The 18,819-nt window shown below is 73.0% G+C and carries 16 protein-coding genes and 1 tRNA gene; 7 read left to right on the top strand and 10 right to left on the bottom strand.

What is annotated here, in order from left to right:
- Nucleotides 1-70 precede the first annotated feature (70 nt).
- On the bottom strand, nt 71-1,216 hold the full coding sequence (gene hppD / locus OG956_RS21955; protein ID WP_330339690.1) for a 4-hydroxyphenylpyruvate dioxygenase: 1,146 nt from the start codon (nt 1,214-1,216) through the stop codon (nt 71-73).
- A gap of 123 nt (nt 1,217-1,339) precedes the next feature.
- On the opposite strand from hppD, the gene OG956_RS21950 reads away from it, so the two are divergent.
- Nucleotides 1,340-1,822, top strand: a complete 483-nt coding sequence (locus OG956_RS21950; protein WP_330339689.1) for an Lrp/AsnC family transcriptional regulator — start codon at nt 1,340-1,342, stop codon at nt 1,820-1,822.
- Between the two features lie 16 nt (nt 1,823-1,838).
- On the opposite strand, the gene OG956_RS21945 is transcribed toward OG956_RS21950, so the two are convergent.
- Genes OG956_RS21945 through OG956_RS21935 form a run of 3 tightly spaced genes read right to left on the bottom strand, consistent with a single transcriptional unit; the run spans nt 1,839 to nt 4,525 of the window.
- On the bottom strand, nt 1,839-2,630 hold the full coding sequence (locus OG956_RS21945; RefSeq protein ID WP_330339688.1) for a S16 family serine protease: 792 nt from the start codon (nt 2,628-2,630) through the stop codon (nt 1,839-1,841).
- Nucleotides 2,631-2,639: 9 nt separating this feature from the next.
- On the bottom strand, nt 2,640-3,773 hold the full coding sequence (gene menC, locus OG956_RS21940; RefSeq protein WP_330339687.1) for an o-succinylbenzoate synthase: 1,134 nt from the start codon (nt 3,771-3,773) through the stop codon (nt 2,640-2,642).
- A complete protein-coding gene (locus OG956_RS21935) occupies nt 3,770-4,525 on the bottom strand; it encodes a chorismate synthase (protein WP_330339686.1) in 756 nt (251 codons plus the stop codon). Before OG956_RS21935 ends, menC begins: the two co-directional genes overlap by 4 nt.
- 102 nt (nt 4,526-4,627) lie before the next feature.
- Here OG956_RS21935 and OG956_RS21930 point away from each other — a divergent pair, with 102 nt between their 5' ends.
- On the top strand, nt 4,628-6,178 hold the full coding sequence (locus tag OG956_RS21930; protein ID WP_330339685.1) for a PucR family transcriptional regulator: 1,551 nt from the start codon (nt 4,628-4,630) through the stop codon (nt 6,176-6,178).
- Here the strand turns inward: OG956_RS21930 and dapE are convergent.
- From dapE to OG956_RS21905, 5 genes are all read right to left on the bottom strand, one after another.
- Entirely contained in the window at nt 6,069-7,214 is a 1,146-nt protein-coding gene (gene dapE / locus OG956_RS21925) for a succinyl-diaminopimelate desuccinylase (RefSeq protein WP_330339684.1), read from the bottom strand. The genes OG956_RS21930 and dapE overlap by 110 nt on opposite strands.
- Complete coding sequence (locus OG956_RS21920; protein WP_443065688.1) at nt 7,211-8,668, bottom strand: amino acid permease; 1,458 nt, start codon at nt 8,666-8,668, stop codon at nt 7,211-7,213. The genes dapE and OG956_RS21920 overlap by 4 nt, the downstream gene beginning before the upstream one ends.
- Before the next feature lie 300 nt (nt 8,669-8,968).
- Complete coding sequence (locus OG956_RS21915) at nt 8,969-9,610, bottom strand: IclR family transcriptional regulator (RefSeq protein ID WP_330339683.1); 642 nt, start codon at nt 9,608-9,610, stop codon at nt 8,969-8,971.
- Nucleotides 9,611-9,950: 340 nt separating this feature from the next.
- On the bottom strand, nt 9,951-11,741 hold the full coding sequence (locus tag OG956_RS21910) for a DEAD/DEAH box helicase (RefSeq protein ID WP_330339682.1): 1,791 nt from the start codon (nt 11,739-11,741) through the stop codon (nt 9,951-9,953).
- A 554-nt stretch (nt 11,742-12,295) separates the two neighbouring features.
- Complete coding sequence (locus tag OG956_RS21905) at nt 12,296-13,726, bottom strand: MFS transporter (RefSeq protein ID WP_330339681.1); 1,431 nt, start codon at nt 13,724-13,726, stop codon at nt 12,296-12,298.
- 174 nt (nt 13,727-13,900) lie between these two features.
- On the opposite strand from OG956_RS21905, the gene OG956_RS21900 reads away from it, so the two are divergent.
- From OG956_RS21900 to OG956_RS21880, 5 genes are all read left to right on the top strand, one after another.
- Nucleotides 13,901-13,972 (top strand) — tRNA-Cys (locus OG956_RS21900).
- A gap of 233 nt (nt 13,973-14,205) precedes the next feature.
- Nucleotides 14,206-14,421, top strand: coding sequence for a hypothetical protein (locus OG956_RS21895; protein ID WP_330339680.1), 216 nt, complete (start codon nt 14,206-14,208; stop codon nt 14,419-14,421).
- A 237-nt stretch (nt 14,422-14,658) separates the two neighbouring features.
- On the top strand, nt 14,659-14,934 hold the full coding sequence (locus tag OG956_RS21890; RefSeq protein ID WP_330339679.1) for a hypothetical protein: 276 nt from the start codon (nt 14,659-14,661) through the stop codon (nt 14,932-14,934).
- 232 nt (nt 14,935-15,166) lie between these two features.
- Nucleotides 15,167-15,367: a hypothetical protein gene (locus tag OG956_RS21885; protein ID WP_330342910.1), complete on the top strand. Its 201-nt coding sequence runs from the start codon at nt 15,167-15,169 to the stop codon at nt 15,365-15,367.
- 605 nt (nt 15,368-15,972) lie between these two features.
- Nucleotides 15,973-17,508 carry a sialidase family protein gene (locus tag OG956_RS21880; protein WP_330339678.1) on the top strand — a complete coding sequence of 512 codons (1,536 nt, stop codon included), beginning with the start codon at nt 15,973-15,975 and terminating at the stop codon, nt 17,506-17,508.
- Between the two features lie 37 nt (nt 17,509-17,545).
- On the opposite strand, the gene OG956_RS21875 is transcribed toward OG956_RS21880, so the two are convergent.
- Complete coding sequence (locus OG956_RS21875) at nt 17,546-18,706, bottom strand: SUKH-4 family immunity protein (RefSeq protein WP_330339677.1); 1,161 nt, start codon at nt 18,704-18,706, stop codon at nt 17,546-17,548.
- Between the last annotated feature and the right edge of the window lie 113 nt (nt 18,707-18,819).

The following is an 18,819-nucleotide window of genomic DNA, read 5'->3' as shown; positions in this document are numbered from 1 at the left end:
AACCGGCCGGCCGGCACGGGCGGGACGGCCACGGTGGTCGCGCACGCCGTGGCCGTCCCGCGCGCCTGTCTCAGAGGTTGCCGCGCTTGGCCTGCTCGCGCTCGATCGCCTCGAACAGGGCCTTGAAGTTGCCCTTGCCGAAGCCCATGGAGCCGTGCCGCTCGATGATCTCGAAGAAGACCGTCGGCCGGTCCTGGACCGGCTTGGTGAAGATCTGCAGCAGATAGCCGTCCTCGTCGCGGTCGGCGAGGATCTTCAGCTCGCGCAGGGTCTCCACCGGCACCCGGGTGTCGCCGACCCACTCGCCGAGGGTGTCGTAGTAGGAGTCCGGGGTGTCGAGGAACTCGACGCCGGCCGCGCGCATGGTCCGCACCGTCTGGACGATGTCGTTGGTGTTCAGCGCGATGTGCTGGCAGCCGGGGCCGCCGTAGAACTCCAGGTACTCGTCGATCTGGGACTTCTTCTTGGCGATGGCGGGCTCGTTGAGCGGGAACTTCACCTTCAGGGTGCCGTCGGCCACGACCTTGGACATCAGCGCCGAGTACTCGGTGGCGATGTCGTCGCCCACGAACTCCTTCATGTTCGTGAAGCCCATGACCTTGTTGTAGAAGGCCACCCACTCGTCCATCTTCCCGAGCTCGACGTTGCCGACGCAGTGGTCGATCGCCTGGAAGGTGCGCTTGGCGGGCGGTTCGACGATCGGCTTGGCGGCGGCGTAACCGGGCAGGTAGGGGCCGTCGTAGCCGGTGCGCTCGACCAGGGTGTGGCGGGTCTCGCCGTAGGTGGCGATCGCGGCGAGGACAACGGTGCCGTGCTCGTCCTTCAGCTCGTACGGCTCGGCGACGGACTTCGCGCCGTGCTCGACGGCGTAGGCGTGGGCGGCCCGGGCGTCGGGGACCTCGATGGCCAGGTCGATGACGCCGTCGCCGTGCTCGGCCACGTGCCGGGCGAGGAAGCGGCCCCAGTCGCTGCTCGGCTTGATCACCGAGGTGAACACGAACCGGGCGGAGCCGTTCTCGAGCACGTAACTGGCGGTCTCGCGGCTGCCGTTCTCCGGTCCGGAGTAGGCGACGAGCTGCATGCCGAAGGCGGTGGAGTAGTAGTGCGCCGCCTGCTTGGCGTTGCCCACGGCGAAGACGACCGCGTCCATTCCCTTGACCGGGAAGGGGTCGGCCTGCCGTGCGGTGTCGGGAGTGTGGTGTGTGGTCTGCGTCATGGCGGAAGGGTGGACCGGCTCTGCAAGGTGCGCAATAGTTCGCGTTTTCACTGGGCAATATGTTCAGCGATACGGCCGTTTCGACGGTGTTTCTGTACAGGATGCCCACCCCTGGAGGTTGCCGTGGCGATCGATCGTCTGGACGGGCGGATCATCGTGCTCCTCGCCCGGGAGCCGCGCATCGGCGTGCTGGAGATGTCCCGGCGGCTGGGGGTCGCGCGGGGCACGGTGCAGGCGCGGCTGGACCGGCTCCAGTCGAACGGGGTCATCCGCGGCTTCGGCCCGCAGGTGGATCCGGCCGCCCTCGGCTATCCGGTGACGGCGTTCGCGACCCTCCAGATCCGCCAGGGCCAGGGCCCCGACGTCCGGGCGCACCTGGCGACCGTCCCGGAGGTCCTGGAACTCCTGACCACCACCGGCACCGGCGACATGCTGTGCCGCCTGGTGGCCCGCTCGAACGCCGACCTCCAGCGCGTCATCGACCGGGTCGTCGGCTTCGACGGCATCGTCCGCGCCTCCACGGCCATCGTCATGGAGAACCCGGTCCCGCTGCGCATCATCCCGCTGGTGGAGCAGGCGTCAGCGGACGGCGCGGAAGGTGCGTAGGCCGAGCCGGGGCGGCTCAGCAGCTCGGCACGGAGCCCTTGCCCGTGTTCAGGGTGTTCAGGGCGTTCACCGCGGTCGTGAGTGTGGTGACCGGGATCAGGCGGAGGCCCTTGGGGAGTTCGGCCTTGGCGTCGGCGCACTCGGCCTTGGGGACCAGGAAGACGGTGGCGCCGTCCCGGCGCGCGGCCTGCGTCTTCAGGGCGACCCCGCCGACCGCGCCGACCTTCCCGGAGGCGTCGATCGTGCCGGTGCCGGCGATGGTGCGGCCGCCGGTGAGGTCACCGCCGCTGCCGTTGCCGTGCAGCTTGTCGATGATGCCCAGGGTGAACAGCAGGCCCGCGCTCGGCCCGCCCACGTCGGCGAGCTTCAGGGTGACCCGGACCTTGTCGGCGCTCAGCCCGAGGTACTTCAGCGCCGCCTGGGTCGCCGCGTCCTGGGACTGCTTCATCTGGGCCTCGTTGTGCTTCTCGATCTCCTTCACGGTGTCGCCGCTCGGGTAGACCGCGTCGCGCGGCATCACCGCCCGGTCGGTGCGGAACCAGCTGCCGAACACGTCGCCGAGGGTGACCCGCGCGTCCGGCCCGGTCGCCACGATCGTGACCATGCGCAGCTGCCCGCTGGTCCGCCGTACCGGCGCACCGGAGACGGTGATCACCTTGGTGCCCTTGTTCTCGCCGAGCACGTTCGCCGTCATGCCGGGCTGCGCCACGGAGAACGGCAGCGGCGCGAACGCCGCCGTGGCCAGCAGGGCCACGGCGGGCACGGCACAGACGGCTACGGCCTGGAGGCGTGTGAGACGTGAGAGCACGACCTCAATCTAACGTGACCACGCGTGGTGCCTTCGTCCCCCGTACAGGTCCCGCCGTTCCCGGGTGAACCTGCGCAGCGCGTCGGGCAGCGGCTCGACGCCGATGCCGGGGCGGGTCGGGACCGGGAGGTGGCCGTCCTGAAGGACGAACGGCTCGGTGAGGTCCTCGGCGAAGTAGCGGGAGGAGGCCGAGGTGTCGCCCGGCAGGGTGAAGCCGGGCAGGGCGGCCAGGGCGAGGTTGGGGGCGCGGCCGATGCCCGTCTCCAGCATGCCGCCGCACCACACCGGGACCCCGTGGGCGTGGGCCACGTCGTGGACCCGGCGGGCCTCGAGGTAGCCGCCGACCCGGGCGGGCTTGACGTTGACCACCCGGCAGGCGTCCATGGCGATCGCGGCGGCCGTGCCGCGGGCGTGGTGCAGGGACTCGTCCAGGCAGACGGGCGTCCGCAGCCGCTGCTGGAGGACGGCGTGGGCGTGCAGGTTGTCCTCCTCCAGCGGCTCCTCGATCAGCAGCAGCCCGAAGTCGTCGAGGCGGCGCAGGTGCTCGGCGTCCGCGAGGGTGTAGGCGGTGTTGGCGTCCACCTGGAGGGGGAGGCCGGCGCCGAAGCGCTCGCGGACCGCGCGGACCGGTTCGACGTCCCAGCCGGGCTCGATCTTCAGCTTGATGCGGACGTACCCCTCGGCGAGATGGCGCTCGACCTCGTCCAGCAGTTCGGGCACCGAGTCCTTGATGCCGACCGACACCCCGGCCGGCACCCGGTCCCGTACCGCGCCCAGAAAGGCCGCGAGCGGCATGCCGTACGACCGCAGCTCGGCGTCCAGCAGGGCCGTCTCCAGGGCCGCCTTCGCCAGCTCGTGGCCCTTGATCTTCGCGAGGGCCGGGGCCAGCCGGGCCGTGCTGAGGTCGGGGAGGGCGGCCGCGCGCGGGACGAGGAAGTCGCGCAGCACGATCTCGGCGCCCGCGACGAACTCCGAGCAGTACAGCGGCTCGGGGTCGGCGGCGAACTCCGACCAGCCCTCGGCGGAGTCGGTGACGACGTGCAGCAGGAAGGTGTCCTTCTCCGTCATCGTGCCGAAGGACGTGCGGAACGGGGTGACCAGCGGGATCGCCACGTGCACGATCTCGACGCGCTCCAGCTTCACGCCGCCTCCCCGGTCCGGGACAGCGTGTACCAGCCGTCGCGGGACATTCCGGTGGCGCGGAACCCCTCCTCGAAGGCCGTCAGCAGCACCTCGCGCACCGCGTGCCGCCAGCGCAGCGCCAGCGCCGGGTCGGCGGCGCGCAGCTTGACGGCGTCCTCGGGCACCCGGCACCAGACGTGCCGGTCGTCGCGGCGGGCGAGGGGGTCGCCGTCGGGGGCGGTGCGGGTGACGGGCGCGCCGGCGGGGCCCGGGGGCTCGGTCGAGCGGGGCGGCGCCTCCAGGTCCCAGGTCACGGTCAGCCGGTCGCTCTCGTCGCCGTCGTTCACGCCGTCGGTCATGGGGCCGTAGAAGTCGACCAGGTACTCGGTGCCGGTGGCGCCCAGCTTGACCAGGTTGAAGCGGGCGTTGCGGCCGACGAGCGGGTCGAAGGTCCAGCGCATGGTGCGGGCGCCCAGGCCGAGCGCCCAGTCGCGCTGGGCGAGCTTCACGGCGTGCCCAAGGCCCCGGTCGGCGGCGGCGACCAGGGAGTACGTGCCGCGGTCGGGGGCGAGGACGGCGACGGACGCCCCGGCGAGCCGCCGCCCGTCGTACGCGGCGTGCACCGCGCCGCCCGCGTGCACCAGGCTGTGCAGGACCTCGGCCGGGTAGGGCGGTGCGGAGCGCGGCGTGTGCCAGACGTCGCTGAAGTAGTCGGCCACGGCCGCGAGGGAGGCGACGTCCTGGACGGTACGGATGGTGACTCCTGCTGTCATGCCACGAGTCTCGGAGGAATGGGCCCGGCATATGTTGTGCGAGCGGCCAACGGAAGGGTACGTTCGTTTCACCATCCGCCAACAGCCTGCTCAGGGACGCTCATGGACGCCTGCACCCTCGGTGACCTCCTGGACGTCGTCGGCGGTCCCGCGCTGCGCCTGCACACGGCGCCCGCCGGGCAGGCCGTACCGGTCACCGAGGCGGTGCTGTACGACGGCCGGCTCCCGCTGCCCCGGCTGCCCGGCGCGCTGCTGCTGGCGGTCGGCGTACCGGCGGCCGAGGCGGGCCCGCTGCTGCGGGCGGCGGCCGAGGCGGAGCTGACCGGGGTGGTGGTGCGCGGCGCCGGCGGCCCGGCCGGCGAGGCGGAGGCGCACGGCGTGGCGCTGCTGTCGGTCGCCGAGGACGCGGCCTGGCACCATGTGCACCTGCTGCTGGCCTCGGCCCTCGCCGCGGGGCCCGCCGCGCCGGCCGACGGCGGCCTCGGTGATCTGTTCGCGCTGGCCGACGCGATCGCCACGGCGACCGGCGGCGCCACCGCCATCGAGGATCCCCGGCAGCGCATCCTCGCCTACTCCACGGTCCCCGGTCAGCCGGTGGACGAGGACCGCCGGCAGGGCATCCTCGGCCGGCAGGTGCCGCCCAGCGCGGAGAACACCGAGCAGTACCGCCGGCTGTTCGCCGCCGACCGGCCGCTCCGGCTGCCCGCGCTGTCCGACGGCGACCTGCCCCGCCTCGCCATGCCGGTGCGGGCGGGCGGCGAGACGCTCGGCTCGGTCTGGGTGATCGACGGCGGCTCGCTCGCCGACGACGCCGAGGACACCCTCGCCCAGGGCGCCTCCACCGCCGCCCTGCTCCTGCTGCGGGCGCGCGCCGCCCGGGAACTGGCCCGGCACCGGGGCAGCGAACTGCTGCGCCGCCTGCTGGACGGCACGGCCCCGGACCCGGCGACGGCCGCCGAACGGCTCGGCGTCACCGGGCCCGCCCGGGTCGCGGCCTTCGTGCTCGACTCCGCCGCGAACGTCCCCGACGCCGAGCGCACCGCGCTGCGCCTCCTGGACGCCGTGAGGCTGAGCTGCGAGGCGCGCTACGGGAGGCACGCCGGGGTGCTGGTGGACGGGGTGGTGTACGCGGTGCTGCCCGGGCCCGGCGAGCGGCACCGGCGGCTGGCCGAGGACATCGTGGCGCGGGCCGGGCAGGCGCTGCGGGCGCCGGTGCGGGCGGCGCTCGGCGAGGTGGTGCCGGACGCGGCGGGCCTGGCGGACTCGCGGGCGGACGCGGACCTGGTGCTGCGGGTGCTGGACGCGGAGCTGCCGGTGGCCGCGGTGGACGAGGTCCGGGCCCGGGTGGTGCTGCTGCGGCTGGCCGAAGTGATGGGCGAGCGGCGGGAATTGAAGGCGGGCGCGTGGCGGCGGGTGCTGGCGTACGACGCCGAGCACGGCACGGAGTACGCCCGCACACTGGTCTGCTGGTTCGACGCGGGCTGTGACATGGCGGGCGCGGCCAGGCTTCTCGCCGTGCACCCCAACACCTGCCGCTACCGCCTCAGGCAGCTCCAGCAGCAGGTCGGGGTCGACCTGGATGACCCGGACGAACGGCTGGTGCTCTGGCTTCAGTTGAGGGTGCTGGCAGGGCTCGGCTCAGCCACGCCCTGAGCCGCGCCTCACAGCGCCGAAGATGCTCGACGGGCACGTACTCCCCCGGCGTGTGGGCGAGGGAGGGGTCGCCGGGGCCGTAGTTGAGCGCGGGCACGCCCAGCGCGGCGAACCGGGCGACGTCCGTCCAGCCCAGCTTGGGCCGCGGCTCGGCGCCGAGCGCGGCGGCCAGGGCGCCGACCCGGTCGAGGTGCGGCAGGGCCCCGCCGACGACCTCCGTGACCCGGACCTCGTACTCCGGGAAGAGCCCGCGCACGTACGCCTCCGCCTCCTTCGGTGAGCGGCTCGGCGCGAAGCGGCAGTTGACGGTGACCACGCACTCGTCGGGTACGACGTTCCCGGCGACCCCGGCCCGTACGGCGACGGCGCTCAGTCCCTCCCGGTACTCCAGCCCGTCGACCACGACGCGCTCCGGCCGGTGCGCGTCGAGCCGCTGCAGCACCCGGCCGGCCTTGTGCGCGGCGTTGACGCCCTGCCAGGCGCGGGCGGTGTGGGCGCGGGCGCCCCCGACCACGATGTCGGCGGTGAGGATGCCCTGGCAGCCGGCCTCCACACCGGCGTCGGAGGGCTCCATGAGGAGGGCGAGCCCGGCGTCCTGAAGCAGTTCCGGCCGCTCGGCGCCGATGCGGGCGAGCCCGTTGCGGGCCCCCTCCACCTCCTCGCACTCGTAGAAGACGTAACTGACGTCGCGCACCGGCGCGGTCACGGTGGCCGCCAGCCGCAGGGCGACCGCCACCCCGCCCTTCATGTCGCAGGCGCCGAGCCCGTGCACGCGGCCGTCCGCGAGCCGGGAGGGCAGGTTGCCCGCCGCCGGGACGGTGTCCAGGTGCCCGGCGATCAGGGCGCGTTCGCCGCGGCCGAGCCGGGTGCGGGCGACGACGGAGTTGCCGACCCGGTCGACGGTGAGATGCGGCAGGGCGCGCAGGGCGTGCTCGACGGCGTCCGCGATCTCCGCCTCCTGCCCGCTCTCGGAGGGCAGGTCGACCAGGGCGCGGGTGAGGTCGACGACGTCGGCGGTGAGGTCGAGGCGGGTCATGCGGGGTCTTCCTGGAGGTCGGGCCGGAGCAGGGCGAGCCGGGAGTGCCGGATGCCGTAGAGGCCGTAGATCACGAGTCCGGCGGCCATCCACGCGCCGAACGCGATCCAGGTGCCGGCGCCCAGGCTGCCGAGCATGTAGACGCAGAAGCCGACGCCGAGCAGCGGCGTGACGGGCGAGAACGGCACCCGGAAGGAGCGCGGGGCCTCGGGGCTGCGCCGGCGCAGGATGACAACGGCCAGGTTGACCAGCATGAACGCGAAGAGGGTGCCGATGCTGGTGGCGTCGGCGAGGCTGCCGAGCGGCACGAGGGCGGCGAGGACCGCGATGAACGCCGAGACGATCACGGTGTTGGCGCGGGGCACCCCGGTGCGCGGGTGCACCTTGGCGAACAGCGGCGGCACGAGCCCGTCCCGGGCCATGGCGAACAGGATGCGGATCTGCCCGTACTGCACGGTGAGCACCACGCTGGTGGTGGCGACGACCGCGCCGACGGACAGCAGGATCGGCCACAGGTTCCCGCCGCCGACGGACCGCACCAGCACCTCGCTGAGCGTGGCCTCGGTGCCCGCGAACTGCTTCCACGGCATGGCGCCGAGCGCGGCGACCGCGACGAGGACGTACAGGGCGGTGACGAGGACGAGCGACAGGATGATGGCCCGCGGCAGGTCCCGCTGCGGATCGCGGGCCTCCTCGCCCGCGGTGGAGGCGGCGTCGAACCCGATGTAGGAGAAGAACAGGGAGGCCGCTCCGGCGCTCATGCCGGCGGCGCCGAGCGGGAAGAGGGGGTGGAAGTTCCCGGCGCGGAAGGCGGTGAAGGCGACGGCGCAGAACAGCACGAGGGCGGCGATCTTGACGGCGACCATGATCGTGTTGGCGACGGCGCTCTCCTTGGCGCCGCGCAGCAGGACGACCATCGCGAGGACGACGATGAGGGCGGCCGGGATGTTCAGGGTGCCCCCGGCGCCGGGCGGCGCGCTGAGCGAGTCGGGCAGGGCCACCCCGAAGGTGAGCTGGAGCAGCTCGTTGACGTACTGCCCCCAGCCCACGGCCACGGCGGCGACCGACACCCCGTACTCCAGGATGAGACACCAGCCGCACACCCAGGCGACCAGTTCGCCGAGGGTGGCGTAGGCGTAGCTGTAGGAGGACCCCGAGCCGGGGATCATGCCGGCCAGCTCCGCGTACGACAGCGCCGAGAACAGGGCGGTGACGCCGGCCAGGACGAAGGAGACGACGATCGCCGGTCCCGCCTCCGGCACGGCCTGCCCGAGCACCACGAAGATGCCCGTGCCGAGGGTGGCTCCCACGCTGAGCAGCGTCAGCTGGGCCACGCCCATGGTCCGCTTCAGCGGGCTGCCGGCGGCCTCGCCGACGAGATGCCGCACCGGCAGGCGCCGGGTGAGGCTGTGTGTCCGGGTTCTCGGCGCTGCGGCCTCCGGCCGGCTGTCCACTGTGTCCACCGCGATCTTCCCTCCGCCTCGGGGCTGTTGACCCCTGATGATGCGGAGGGTGCGGGGCGGCGGGGTGCGCGGATCGGCCAGAGGTAGGGGCCGCCGATTGGCCGGATGGCCAAAGGGGCCCTCTGTGACCGAAGGACCCTTCGGGGGCGCCCGGGGCGAGCGGGCACACCCTCGGCGCGGCCGGTGTCAGCGCAGGGCCTCGGCTTTCGGCGCGGCCGGTGTCAGCGCAGGGCGTCGGCTTTCGGCGCGGCCGGCGTCAGCGCAGCGCCTCGGCTTTCGGCGCGGCCGGCGTCAGCGCAGGGCCTCGGCGACCTCCTTCGCCGCCTCCACCACCCTCGGCCCCACCCGTTCCGGTACGGAGTCCGCCAGCATGACGACGCCCACGCTGCCCTCGACGCCGGTGACCCCGATCAGCGGCGCGGCCGCCCCGCTCGCCCCGGCCTCCAGTTCGCCGTGCGTGAGGGTGTACCCGGGGTCCGCGGCCGGAGACTGCCGCGCGGACAGGATCGCCTTGCCCGCCGCGCCCCGGTCCAGCGGATGCCGGAACCCGGCCCGGTACGCCACGTGATAGTCGGTCCACGTCGGTTCGACCACGGCGACGGCCAGCGCCTCCGTCCCGTCCACCAGCGTCAGATGCGCGGTCGCCCCGATGTCCTCGGCGAGCGAGCGCAGCGCGGGCAGCGCGGCCTCCCGTACCAGCGGATGCACCTGCCGGCCGAGCCGCAGCACCCCCAGCCCGACCCGTGCGCGCCCGCCCAAGTCCCGGCGTACGAGCGCGTGTTGCTCCAGGGTGGCGAGCAACCGGTACACCACGGTACGGTTCACGCCCAGTTTCGTGGACAACTCGGTGACGGTCAGCCCATGGTCGGTGTCGGCCAGCAGCTTGAGGACGCGCAGTCCCCGATCGAGCGTCTGAGAGGTCTCCGCGGTCACGACGCCCACTCCTTTGGTGGTGAGGTCGACGGCCCCCTGAGCGGCGGATGCGTCACCGAGTCCCGTCGGCGACGCGCTTCAGAGGCCGCCGATCGGCAGAACGGCCCAGCGGCTCCGGGCCATGTCGCTTCACGGCTGCGCTCCGCGGCGGCGCTGCCACGGGGCGTGTGCGTAGCGGGACAGTAGCGAAGCAGGTTCGCTGAGCGGAAGCCTCCGTCCAGAATCCGGTCAAGCCGAGATCCGGCCTGCTGTCATTCGTCCGGAAACGCACGGCCCCCAGGAACTGACACGCGCCAGTCCCTGGGGGTCCCGGGTACGGCCCCGCCACCTGCCGGCCGGCTCACCTCATGCGGGTCGCCCACTCCTGCACCTTGGCGATCCGCTGCCGCAGCTGCCCCGCCGTCGCCTCCGCGCTGGGCGGTCCCCCGCACACCCGCCGCAGCTCGGTGTGGATCACGCCGTGCGGCTTGCCGCTCTGGTGGACGTACGCACTGACCAGGGTGTTCAGCCGCTTGCGCAGCTCCATCATCTCCTTGTGCGTGACCACCGGCCGCCGCTCGGCCGGCAGCTCCAGCAGGTCGGCCTCACTGTCCGGTTTCTTACGGCTGTGCGCGATCTGCCGGGCCTGCCGCTTCTGCAACAGCAGTTGCACCTGCTCCGGTTCCAGCAGGCCGGGAATGCCGAGGTAGTCCTGCTCCTCCTCGCTGCCCGGGTGGGCCTGCATGCCGAACTCGGCGCCGTCGTAGAGCACCCGGTCGAAGACGGCGTCGGACTCCAGCGCCTCGAAGGGCAGCATGTCCTGCTCGCCGGTGTCCTCGTCCTGCTGCTTGTTCGCCTCCTCCATCTCCTTCTCGGATTCGGCGTACGGGTCCTCCTCGCCCTCCTTCTTCGGCTTGTCCAGGGCGTGGTCCCGCTCCTTCTCCATCTCGTTGGCGAAGGTCAGCAGGTCGGGCACGGTCGGCAGGAACACGGACGCGGTCTCGCCGCGCCGCCGGGACCGTACGAAGCGCCCGACGGCCTGTGCGAAGAACAGGGGGGTGGAGATGGTGGTGGCGTAGACCCCCACCGCGAGCCGGGGCACGTCGACGCCCTCGGACACCATGCGCACGGCGACCATCCACCGGTCGTCGCTCGCACTGAACTCGTCGATCCGCTTCGAGGCGCCGGCGTCGTCGGAGAGGACGAGCGTCGCCTTCGTGCCGGTGATCTCCCGGATCAGCTTGGCGTACGCACGCGCCGAGTCCTGGTCGGAGGCGATGACCAGCGCCCCGGCGTCCGGGATGGCCTTCCTGACCTCGGTCAGCCGCTGGTCGGCGGCGCGCAGCACGCTGGGCATCCAGTCGCCGCGCGGATCGAGCGCCGTACGCCAGGCCTGGCTGATCGCGTCCTTGGTCATCGGCTCGCCGAGCCGCGCGGCGACCTCGTCGCCGGCCTTCGTGCGCCAGCGCATGTTGCCGCTGTAGGAGAGGAAGATGACCGGCCGGACGACGCCGTCCGCCAGGGCGGAGCCGTAGCCGTAGGTGTAGTCGGCGGCGGACCGCCGGATGCCGTCCGGTCCCTCCTCGTACGTCACGAAGGGGATGGGGTTGGTGTCGGAGCGGAACGGCGTGCCGGTCAGCGCGAGCCGGCGCGTGGCGGGCTCGAAGGCCTCCAGGCAGGCCTCGCCCCAGGACTTGGAGTCACCGGCGTGGTGGATCTCGTCGAGGATGACGAGCGTCTTGCGCTGCTCGACGCGGTTGCGGTGCAGCATGGGCCGCACGCCGACGCCGGCGTAGGTGACGGCGACGCCGTCGTACTCCCGGCCGAGCGGGCCCGCGCTGTACTCGGGATCGAGTTTGATCCCTATTCTTCCGGCCGCCTCTGCCCACTGCTTCTTCAGGTGCTCGGTCGGCGCGACCACGGTCACCTGCTGCACGACGTGGTGGTGCAGCAGCCAGGAGGCGAGCGTCAGCGCGAAGGTCGTCTTGCCGGCGCCGGGCGTGGCCACGGCGAGGAAGTCGCGCGGCTGCTCCTGGATGTACTTCTCCATCGCCCCCTGCTGCCAGGCACGCAGCTTGCTGGCGGTACCCCAGGGCGCGCGGCCGGGGAAGGCGGGCGACAGGTGGTGGGAGGAAGCGGTGGTGGTAGTCACGGTCTCCGTTTGTGAGGCTCGGCGGCTCGGCTACGTACGACAACCGGGCCACCCTACCGGCGGCCCGGCGGTGTCAACGCGCGAACGAGGCCGGGTCGCTCGTGGGTGGGACCGAGGTCACATCACCTCGCACGGCGCCCTCGCACCCGGCGCGGTTCGACTGCCGCCGGATGGCAGCAGAACCCGGCACGGCTCGGCCGCCGACCGGCAGCGGCGGGCAGGGTGGCGGCCGGTGACGACAGGGAGGATGGCGGCAGAACCCGGCACGGTTCGGCTGCCGACCGATGGCGGCGGGCAGGGCGGGGGCCAGTGGCAGCAGGCACGAAGGCGACGGGTGGCGGCAGGCAGGGTGGCGGCGGGTGGCGGCAGGCACCGTGCCCGCCGATGACGGCCGATGACGCCGGTGACGGTAAGCACCACGCCCACCGATGATGGCCGGCGGCGGCAAGCACCACGCCCACCGATGACGACCGGCGGCGCCAAGCACCACGCCCGCCGATGACGGCCGATGACGGCAGGCACCATGCCGGCCGGTGCCGGACTCGTACCGGCTGTCAGTGGGCCCGCAGCCGTCGCGTCACCCACGCCGCCGCCAGCGCCACCCCCGCCATCGGCAGGAACACGGCGGCGAAGGCGGCGGGCCGGGACCCCCCGGCCGCCGTCGCCGTGGCGGCCGTGCTGCCGCCGCCCAGCGCGGCGAACGCGGCGCCGGTCGCGGCGAGCAGCAGCGCGTTGGAGAGGGCGTCGGAGATCTGGAGCGCGGCGGAGTTGGCGCCGGCCTCCTCAGGGGCGGACAGCTGGAACAGCAGCACGCCGGTGGAGGAGATCACCAGGCCCATGCCGAAGCAGCCGAAGCCCCAGGCGACGGCGACGGTCCACACGGGCACGGCGTGCACGAGCACGCTCGGCGCGGCGGTGATCGCGGCGGCGACCAGCAGCATGCCGAAGGTCATCAGCCGTTCCCGGTACGGCTGCAGGCGCTGCCGGGACTGCACCCACGAGCCCAGCGCCCAGGAGCCGCCGCCCGCGGCCAGCGAGAACCCGGCGAGCGTCGGGGAGAGCCCGCGCTGGGTGACCAGCATCAGCGGCACGAAGGACTCGGCGGCGATGAAGGAACCGGCGGCCAGCCCGCGCAGCAGCACCACGGAGGGCATGCCGCGGGCGGCCCGGCAGGTGCCGGGCGGCAGAAGACCGCGGACGGCGGGCACCAGCAGGGCGGCACCGGCCAGGCCCGGCAGGAGGGAGAGGGGGCGCAGGTCCTGCGCGGCGTACTGCACCAGGCCGGCGCCGGCGGAGATGCCGAGGGCGAGCCGGATCCGCCGCCGGTCGAAAGAGGCGGCGCCGGCCTGCTCGTCGACCGGGCCGGATGCCCTGCGCCGTATCTGCGGCAGGGCGAGGGCGAGCGGGAGGACGACGAGGACCGGGATGCCGAGGAAGACCCAGCGCCAGCCGAGGTGCTCGGTGACGGCGCCGGAGGCGAGCGGGCCGACGACGGAGGGGACGACCCAGGAGGCCGCGAACGCCGCCATGATCGCGGGTCGCAGCCGCTCCGGGTAGGCGCGGCCGACGACGACGTACAGCGCCACGATGACCAGCCCGCCGCCGAGCCCTTGCACGGCCCGGCCGAGGATGAACACCCACATGGCCTGCGCGGTCCCGGCGACGACCAGCCCCGCCGCGAAGGCCCCGATCCCCGTGGTCAGCGCCCCGAGCGGGCCGCGCCGGTCGGACCACTGGCCCGCCAGCACCATGCCGAACAGGCTGGTGGTGAAGTACCCGGAGAAGGCGAACGCGTACTGCGCCACGCCGTCCAGTTCCCGCGCCGCGACCGGCATCGCGGTGCCGACGGCGGTCGCCTCGAAGGCGATCAGCAGCACGACGGACACGATCCCGACACTGAGCGCCCGATAGCCCCGCCCCAGCACACCGTCGCCCTGCTCGACGGGCTTCAGGACATCGGCGTCGCTGGACTCAAGGGCACTCATGCCCACCAGAGTAAGGCCCGAAACGGCATTTCACCCCTGTCAATAGGTCCCAACCGCCCCGAGACCTTGGTCCTACGCCCCCTTTCATGAACGCCGTATGGCAGTCCCGTTGCACCCCGCCCGTCTCCCTTGAACCCTCCCAGCACGAGCCCATAACGTCATTCCCACGAACACGGCCGTGTGCCCGAGTGGTTCAGGGGCTCGCCTGCAAAGCGAGTTACGTGGGTTCGAATCCCGCCACGGCCTCCGGTGCCTTGGTCAGGCAAGGCGTAAGGGCGGCACCCCGGGAGGGGCGCCGCCCTTCTGGCCGTCCGTCCCGGTTCCCACCCGGCTCGGCTGAATGGTCCTGTCGGGTCGCGTCACCGACCCCGTGCCCGACAGCACATCACCCGAATGGCGCAACAAGACGTGCCACCCACATGGGTGAAGATCAGGCTGGCTAATGCCCCAGTCGAGGCAATCCGTGAAAGGGGAACCACATGCGTACTCGACGAATCCTCGCCGCCGTCATCGCCGCGGCAGCCCTCGCCGGACTCGGCCTCACAGGCGCCGCCACCGCCACCGCCGCCACCGCACAGGGTGCCACATCTTACGTCACCCCTTCTCAGTGCAAGCAGGGCGGCGGAACGCCCGCGATCAACGACACGGGCAACTACTGCAAGGGCGGGACGCACGACGGGGAGCAGGTCGACTGAGCCCCACGAGGCGCCCAGCAGCCACGCGCCGCGGGGCGCCGCCACGCGGGCTGCCGCGAGCGCAGCCGGGAGAGTCGCAGGGACTGCAGGCCGGCTACCGCGCTTCGCGCAACCGCGGTTACTCAGCGGTCAGTCTGTGAGGCACCACTCACCGAGTGTCGGCAGGCGGCCTTGCCGCGCGGATCCGGCCCGCCGGGGCCAGGACCGCGCGACCAAACCGGAAGGCAGGTGCGTCCCATGCGTACGTCGACCCGTATCGCCGGTGCCCTCACCGGCCTGACCCTCGCCCTGGGCGGTGCGGTCCTCACCGCTCCCGCGGCCCGGGCGGACATCCCCGCCTGCACACGAATGGCGGAACTGGCCGGTGCCACCGCTTCCGACTCCGTCACAGCGGCCTGCAGCCGTGGTGTGGTCGGAGACCTGCAGGGTTGTGTGACCGGGCTGACCGGGGCCGGAGTGGCGGGCGGCGCCGCGACCGGTGCCTGCCGGGCGGCGGCCCACGAACCGCGTTAGGGGACCGCGCGGCAGCCGCCCGCCGGCACCGGTCGGAGGCAGGCGCGGCCCGTCCCCTCCCCAGCCTCCCGGCCTGCCCGCTACCAGAACGCGGCCCCGGTGGTCACTCTCGCCTCGCGGGCCTCATGCGGAGCACCCATGCTGAGTAAGAGGGCGCCGTCGTCTTGAGAGGAAGACCTGTCCTTCCCTAAGGCCGAACGAAGGCGCCTGAGAGGAGGAGGAAGTCGTGCGCATGCGAAGAATCCTGGGCGTCGCCCTGGCCGCGGCAACCCTTGTGGGCGTGAGCGCCGTCGGCGCTGTCGGCGCCGGGGCCGCCTCGTCCCCGAACATCTCCGGGAACGACTGCACGGCCGCCGGCGGACAGATCGTTTCACGCCCCTACGCCGGCGAAGCCTGCGTGCTGCCTGACGGGACCACCCAGCCGATCACTTGACGGCCGGCGTACGGCTGGTCGGCCAGTCCGGCCGGCGCACCCGGCACGGTGCGTACGGGCTGACGGCACCCGGTCCACCGTTGGGTGGACCGCCCGCACCCGTCTCGGCACCGCGGCACTCGCGAGGGCGGACGCCGACTCGAAGCCGAGGCCGTCACCGCTTCGAGACGGTCCACGCCGCCCGTGACACCGCGCCCGCCGCCGTCCTGAACGGCCTCGTCCATGTCGTCATGCAATGACCGGCGAGGCCGTTCGCATGTCCTGGCTGTCCTGGTCCCGGGTTGATGCCGGATCGATTCCGGATCCCCCGGCTGCATGGCTCACGAGCGTTGACACTCGGCGGGTTCTGCACAGGCGCAGAAGAACGAGCAGCTCCGCCCGCATCACCCACCGGCACGGCGCACCCGCCGGCCGTCTCCGCCGTGCTGCTCGACGACCCCGGGGATGACTCCGTCGTTCGGCCCATCAAGGCCACCGGCCGCAACGCCGAAAAGGACCAAGCGGAGTCGCCCCACCCTCGCGTTCCGGTGCGCCTCCGCGCCCCAGGCCGCCCCTGCTGGCGGACGGTCCCCTACCCCGGCCGGCAGGCCCGGAGGAGATCCCGCATGCGCGTCTTCCTGCCCCCGACCGCCGTCACCACCGCCGCGCTCCTGCTCGTCACGGTCACCGGCGCGACTCCCGCCGCCGCACGCCGGAACCCCGACGGCACACCACTGGTCAAGGTGTCCCACGGCGACCCGTACGCGAAGTGCACCATCGGAGCGCGGTCCCCCGACAGCGTCGTCTACCCGGCCACCGAGGTCGAGCCGTATCTGTCCGTCGATCCACGTGATCCCAAGCGTGTCGTCACCGTGTTCCAGCAGGACCGGTGGAACGACGGCGGCGCCCGTGGCCTGGCGGCCGGCTGGAGCACGGACGGCCGCACCTTCCACCGGAGCACGCTGCCGTTCAGCCTGTGCGCGCCCGGCGGCGCGGACTACGAACGGGCCACCGATCCCTGGGTGAGCACCGGACCGGACGGCACGGTCTACGCCGGCGGGGAGGGCGTCGACTACACGAAGAGCACGCGCAGCGCCCTCCTGGCCGCCACGTCCCACGACGGCGGCCGCACCTGGCATAACCTCACCACCACGCACGTCGACGAGCAGCCGTTCTTCAACGACAAGCCCTCCCTCACCGCCGACCCGATCCGCAAGGGCACCGCCTACCAGGTCTGGGACCGCCTCGACAACGACCCACCCGGCCCCAGCTCCCTGGACGGCCCCGGCTACATCTCCCTCACCCGCGACGGCGGCCGCACCTGGAGCAAGGCCCGGCAGTTCGTCGGCACCAGCACCGTGCCCAACACCCAGACCATCGGCCACCTGATCGTCGCCGACCCGCGCACCGGCACCCTGTACGACTCCTTCGACCGGATCACCCACTCCGACGACCTGAGCACCGTCGTCGAAGCCCGCTACGAGGTGGTCACCTCGACCGACGCCGGAGAGACCTGGAGCGCCCCGGTCACCGTGGCCCGGGACACCTCCGTACCGGAGGTCGACCCGAACGACCCCGCCAGATCACTGCGCGCCGCGGCCACCCTGCCGAGCCCGGCCGTCGACCCCGGGACAGGCACGCTGTACATGGCCTACGAGGGCTCGGACTTCTCCGGTGGAAGGTTCGACTCCGTCCAGCTCGTGCGGTCCACGGACAGCGGACGCACCTGGGGACCTCCGGAGCTGATCAGCCCCAGGGGCGTTCCGGCCTTCTCACCGTCGATCGCGGTCGCCGAACGGGGCACGGTCGCGCTCACCTACTACGACCTCCGCTTCCTGGAGCCCGGCAACACCACCACCCTGCCCACCGCCTACCAACTGGCCACGCTGCGGCCCGGAAAGCCGGGGCCCCGGACGGAACGACGGATCTCGCGGATCTTCGACTGGCTGCAGGCGCCGTTCGCCGGGGGCTACTTCCTCGGCGACTACCAAGGCCTGGTGGCGGACGGCAAGGGAGTACGGGCGGTGCTCACCGAGGCCCACTCCGGCGCACCGCAGAACCGTACGGACGTGTACACCGGCACTCTCCGCACCCGCGAACCGGCGCGGACGCCGTCGGTCACCGGATGGAACGCCCCCGGACCCGTCCGGACCAGCCGCTGACCGGCACCGCCTGCAGAGCGAGTCCGGGCGGGGTGGGTCAGAGGGCTCCGCCCCGCTCGTCCTGGAGCAGTTCGGTCCAGCAGTGCCAGTCGGGGCCGGGGGGTGGGGCCGTGGGGTCGACCGCGGACAGGGTGTGGAGCATGGCCGCGGCCAGGTGGTCGTAGGCGCGGGTGGTCAGTTCGTGGCCGAGGTGTTCGTCGATGGTGCGCTCGTGGTGGAGGAGCCAGAGCGTGAAGGCGAGGGTGGAGACGTCCGTGTTGAGGGGGTGGAGCGTGGCCTCCGGCTCGCTGAAGGCCAGCACCGCGCCCGTCCTGCCGTCGAGAACCACGCTGTTGTCCTCGACGAGGCGGCCGAGGCGGATCAAGTGGTCGGCGTGGGCCGGGAGTTCACCGAGGGAACCGTCCCCGGTGCACTCGTCGGCGGCGTACTCCCGGAGCGTCGGCAGCGGGACGTCCGTGTCGGCGTGGAAGAGGACCGCCTCCTCCGGCAGGCCGGTCTCGCGCAGGAAACGGCGGGTCGGCTCGTGCGTGAGCGTCGCCGGGAAGTCGACCTCCTCGAAGCGGGACACCCGGCCGTGACCGAACTGCTCGTCCAGCAGGCGGGCGGGGACGTCCAGGGTGAGGCCGGAGGCGGTGCCGGGGCCGGCGACCAGGGCGAGCGGGCGGATCAGGGCCGCCGCCTTCCAGTACGGCGGGACCTCGCCGTCCGCGCCCTCCTCGAACAGCGAGAGGAGACGGCGGGTGGCCTGGGCCGCCGTCTCGGGGCCGTACCGGCCGGCGAGGGAGGCGAAGCGGCCGCGCAGGCCCGCCAGTTCCTCCGTGACCGCGGCGAAACGCAGCAGCGTGTCCAGGGAGGGCGCGAACGGGCGGGGGCGGGGCGTGGCGAAGAGATAGGCCGTCGTCAGCTCACCGGTGCCGCCGTCGAGCAGGATCGACTCGCGCCGCATGCCCGCCGGGTTGAGCAGTTCGCCTATCACCAGCCGGTCCCGCAGCTCGTCCGCGACCCGGAACGGGCCGTCGGCGGCGTCGGCGAGCGTGCGCAGGCCGTGCGTGTGCAGCGGGGAGAAGGTCAGCAGGTCGGTGCCCGCGGGCAGGCCGGCGCCGGCGAGCAGGCCGCGTGTCGGCCCGTGCGTGACATGGCGGTCCAGCTCCGCCTCGGTCAGCGTGATCACCGGAACGCCGGCGCCGGTCGTGCTCATCGCTCCCCCGCGATCTTCCCCGTCGGTGCACCCGTGCGTGAGTCCGCACGTGAGTCCGTGAGTGCGAGTGCCCCCACCGCTCAGCACACTACGCCGCACCACTGACAACGGCC

The sequence above is a fragment of the Streptomyces sp. NBC_00557 genome, assembly GCF_036345995.1.
Taxonomy (GTDB): domain Bacteria; phylum Actinomycetota; class Actinomycetes; order Streptomycetales; family Streptomycetaceae; genus Streptomyces.
Note: the sequence above shows the minus strand (reverse complement) of the source record. Positions and strands in the feature narration are given on the sequence as shown.

Excerpts from the sequence above, each read along its gene's own strand:
- OG956_RS21930 (WP_330339685.1), top strand. The coding sequence starts at position 4,628 with ATGGACGCCTGCACCCTCGGTGACCTCCTGGACGTCGTCGGCGGTCCC.
- OG956_RS21905 (WP_330339681.1), bottom strand. The coding sequence starts at position 13,726 with ATGAGTGCCCTTGAGTCCAGCGACGCCGATGTCCTGAAGCCCGTCGAG.
- OG956_RS21885 (WP_330342910.1), top strand. The coding sequence starts at position 15,167 with ATGCGAAGAATCCTGGGCGTCGCCCTGGCCGCGGCAACCCTTGTGGGC.
- OG956_RS21880 (WP_330339678.1), top strand. The coding sequence starts at position 15,973 with ATGCGCGTCTTCCTGCCCCCGACCGCCGTCACCACCGCCGCGCTCCTG.
- OG956_RS21895 (WP_330339680.1), top strand. The coding sequence starts at position 14,206 with ATGCGTACTCGACGAATCCTCGCCGCCGTCATCGCCGCGGCAGCCCTC.
- OG956_RS21875 (WP_330339677.1), bottom strand. The coding sequence starts at position 18,706 with ATGAGCACGACCGGCGCCGGCGTTCCGGTGATCACGCTGACCGAGGCG.
- dapE (WP_330339684.1), bottom strand. The coding sequence starts at position 7,214 with ATGACCCGCCTCGACCTCACCGCCGACGTCGTCGACCTCACCCGCGCC.
- OG956_RS21890 (WP_330339679.1), top strand. The coding sequence starts at position 14,659 with ATGCGTACGTCGACCCGTATCGCCGGTGCCCTCACCGGCCTGACCCTC.
- OG956_RS21935 (WP_330339686.1), bottom strand. The coding sequence starts at position 4,525 with ATGACAGCAGGAGTCACCATCCGTACCGTCCAGGACGTCGCCTCCCTC.
- hppD (WP_330339690.1), bottom strand. The coding sequence starts at position 1,216 with ATGACGCAGACCACACACCACACTCCCGACACCGCACGGCAGGCCGAC.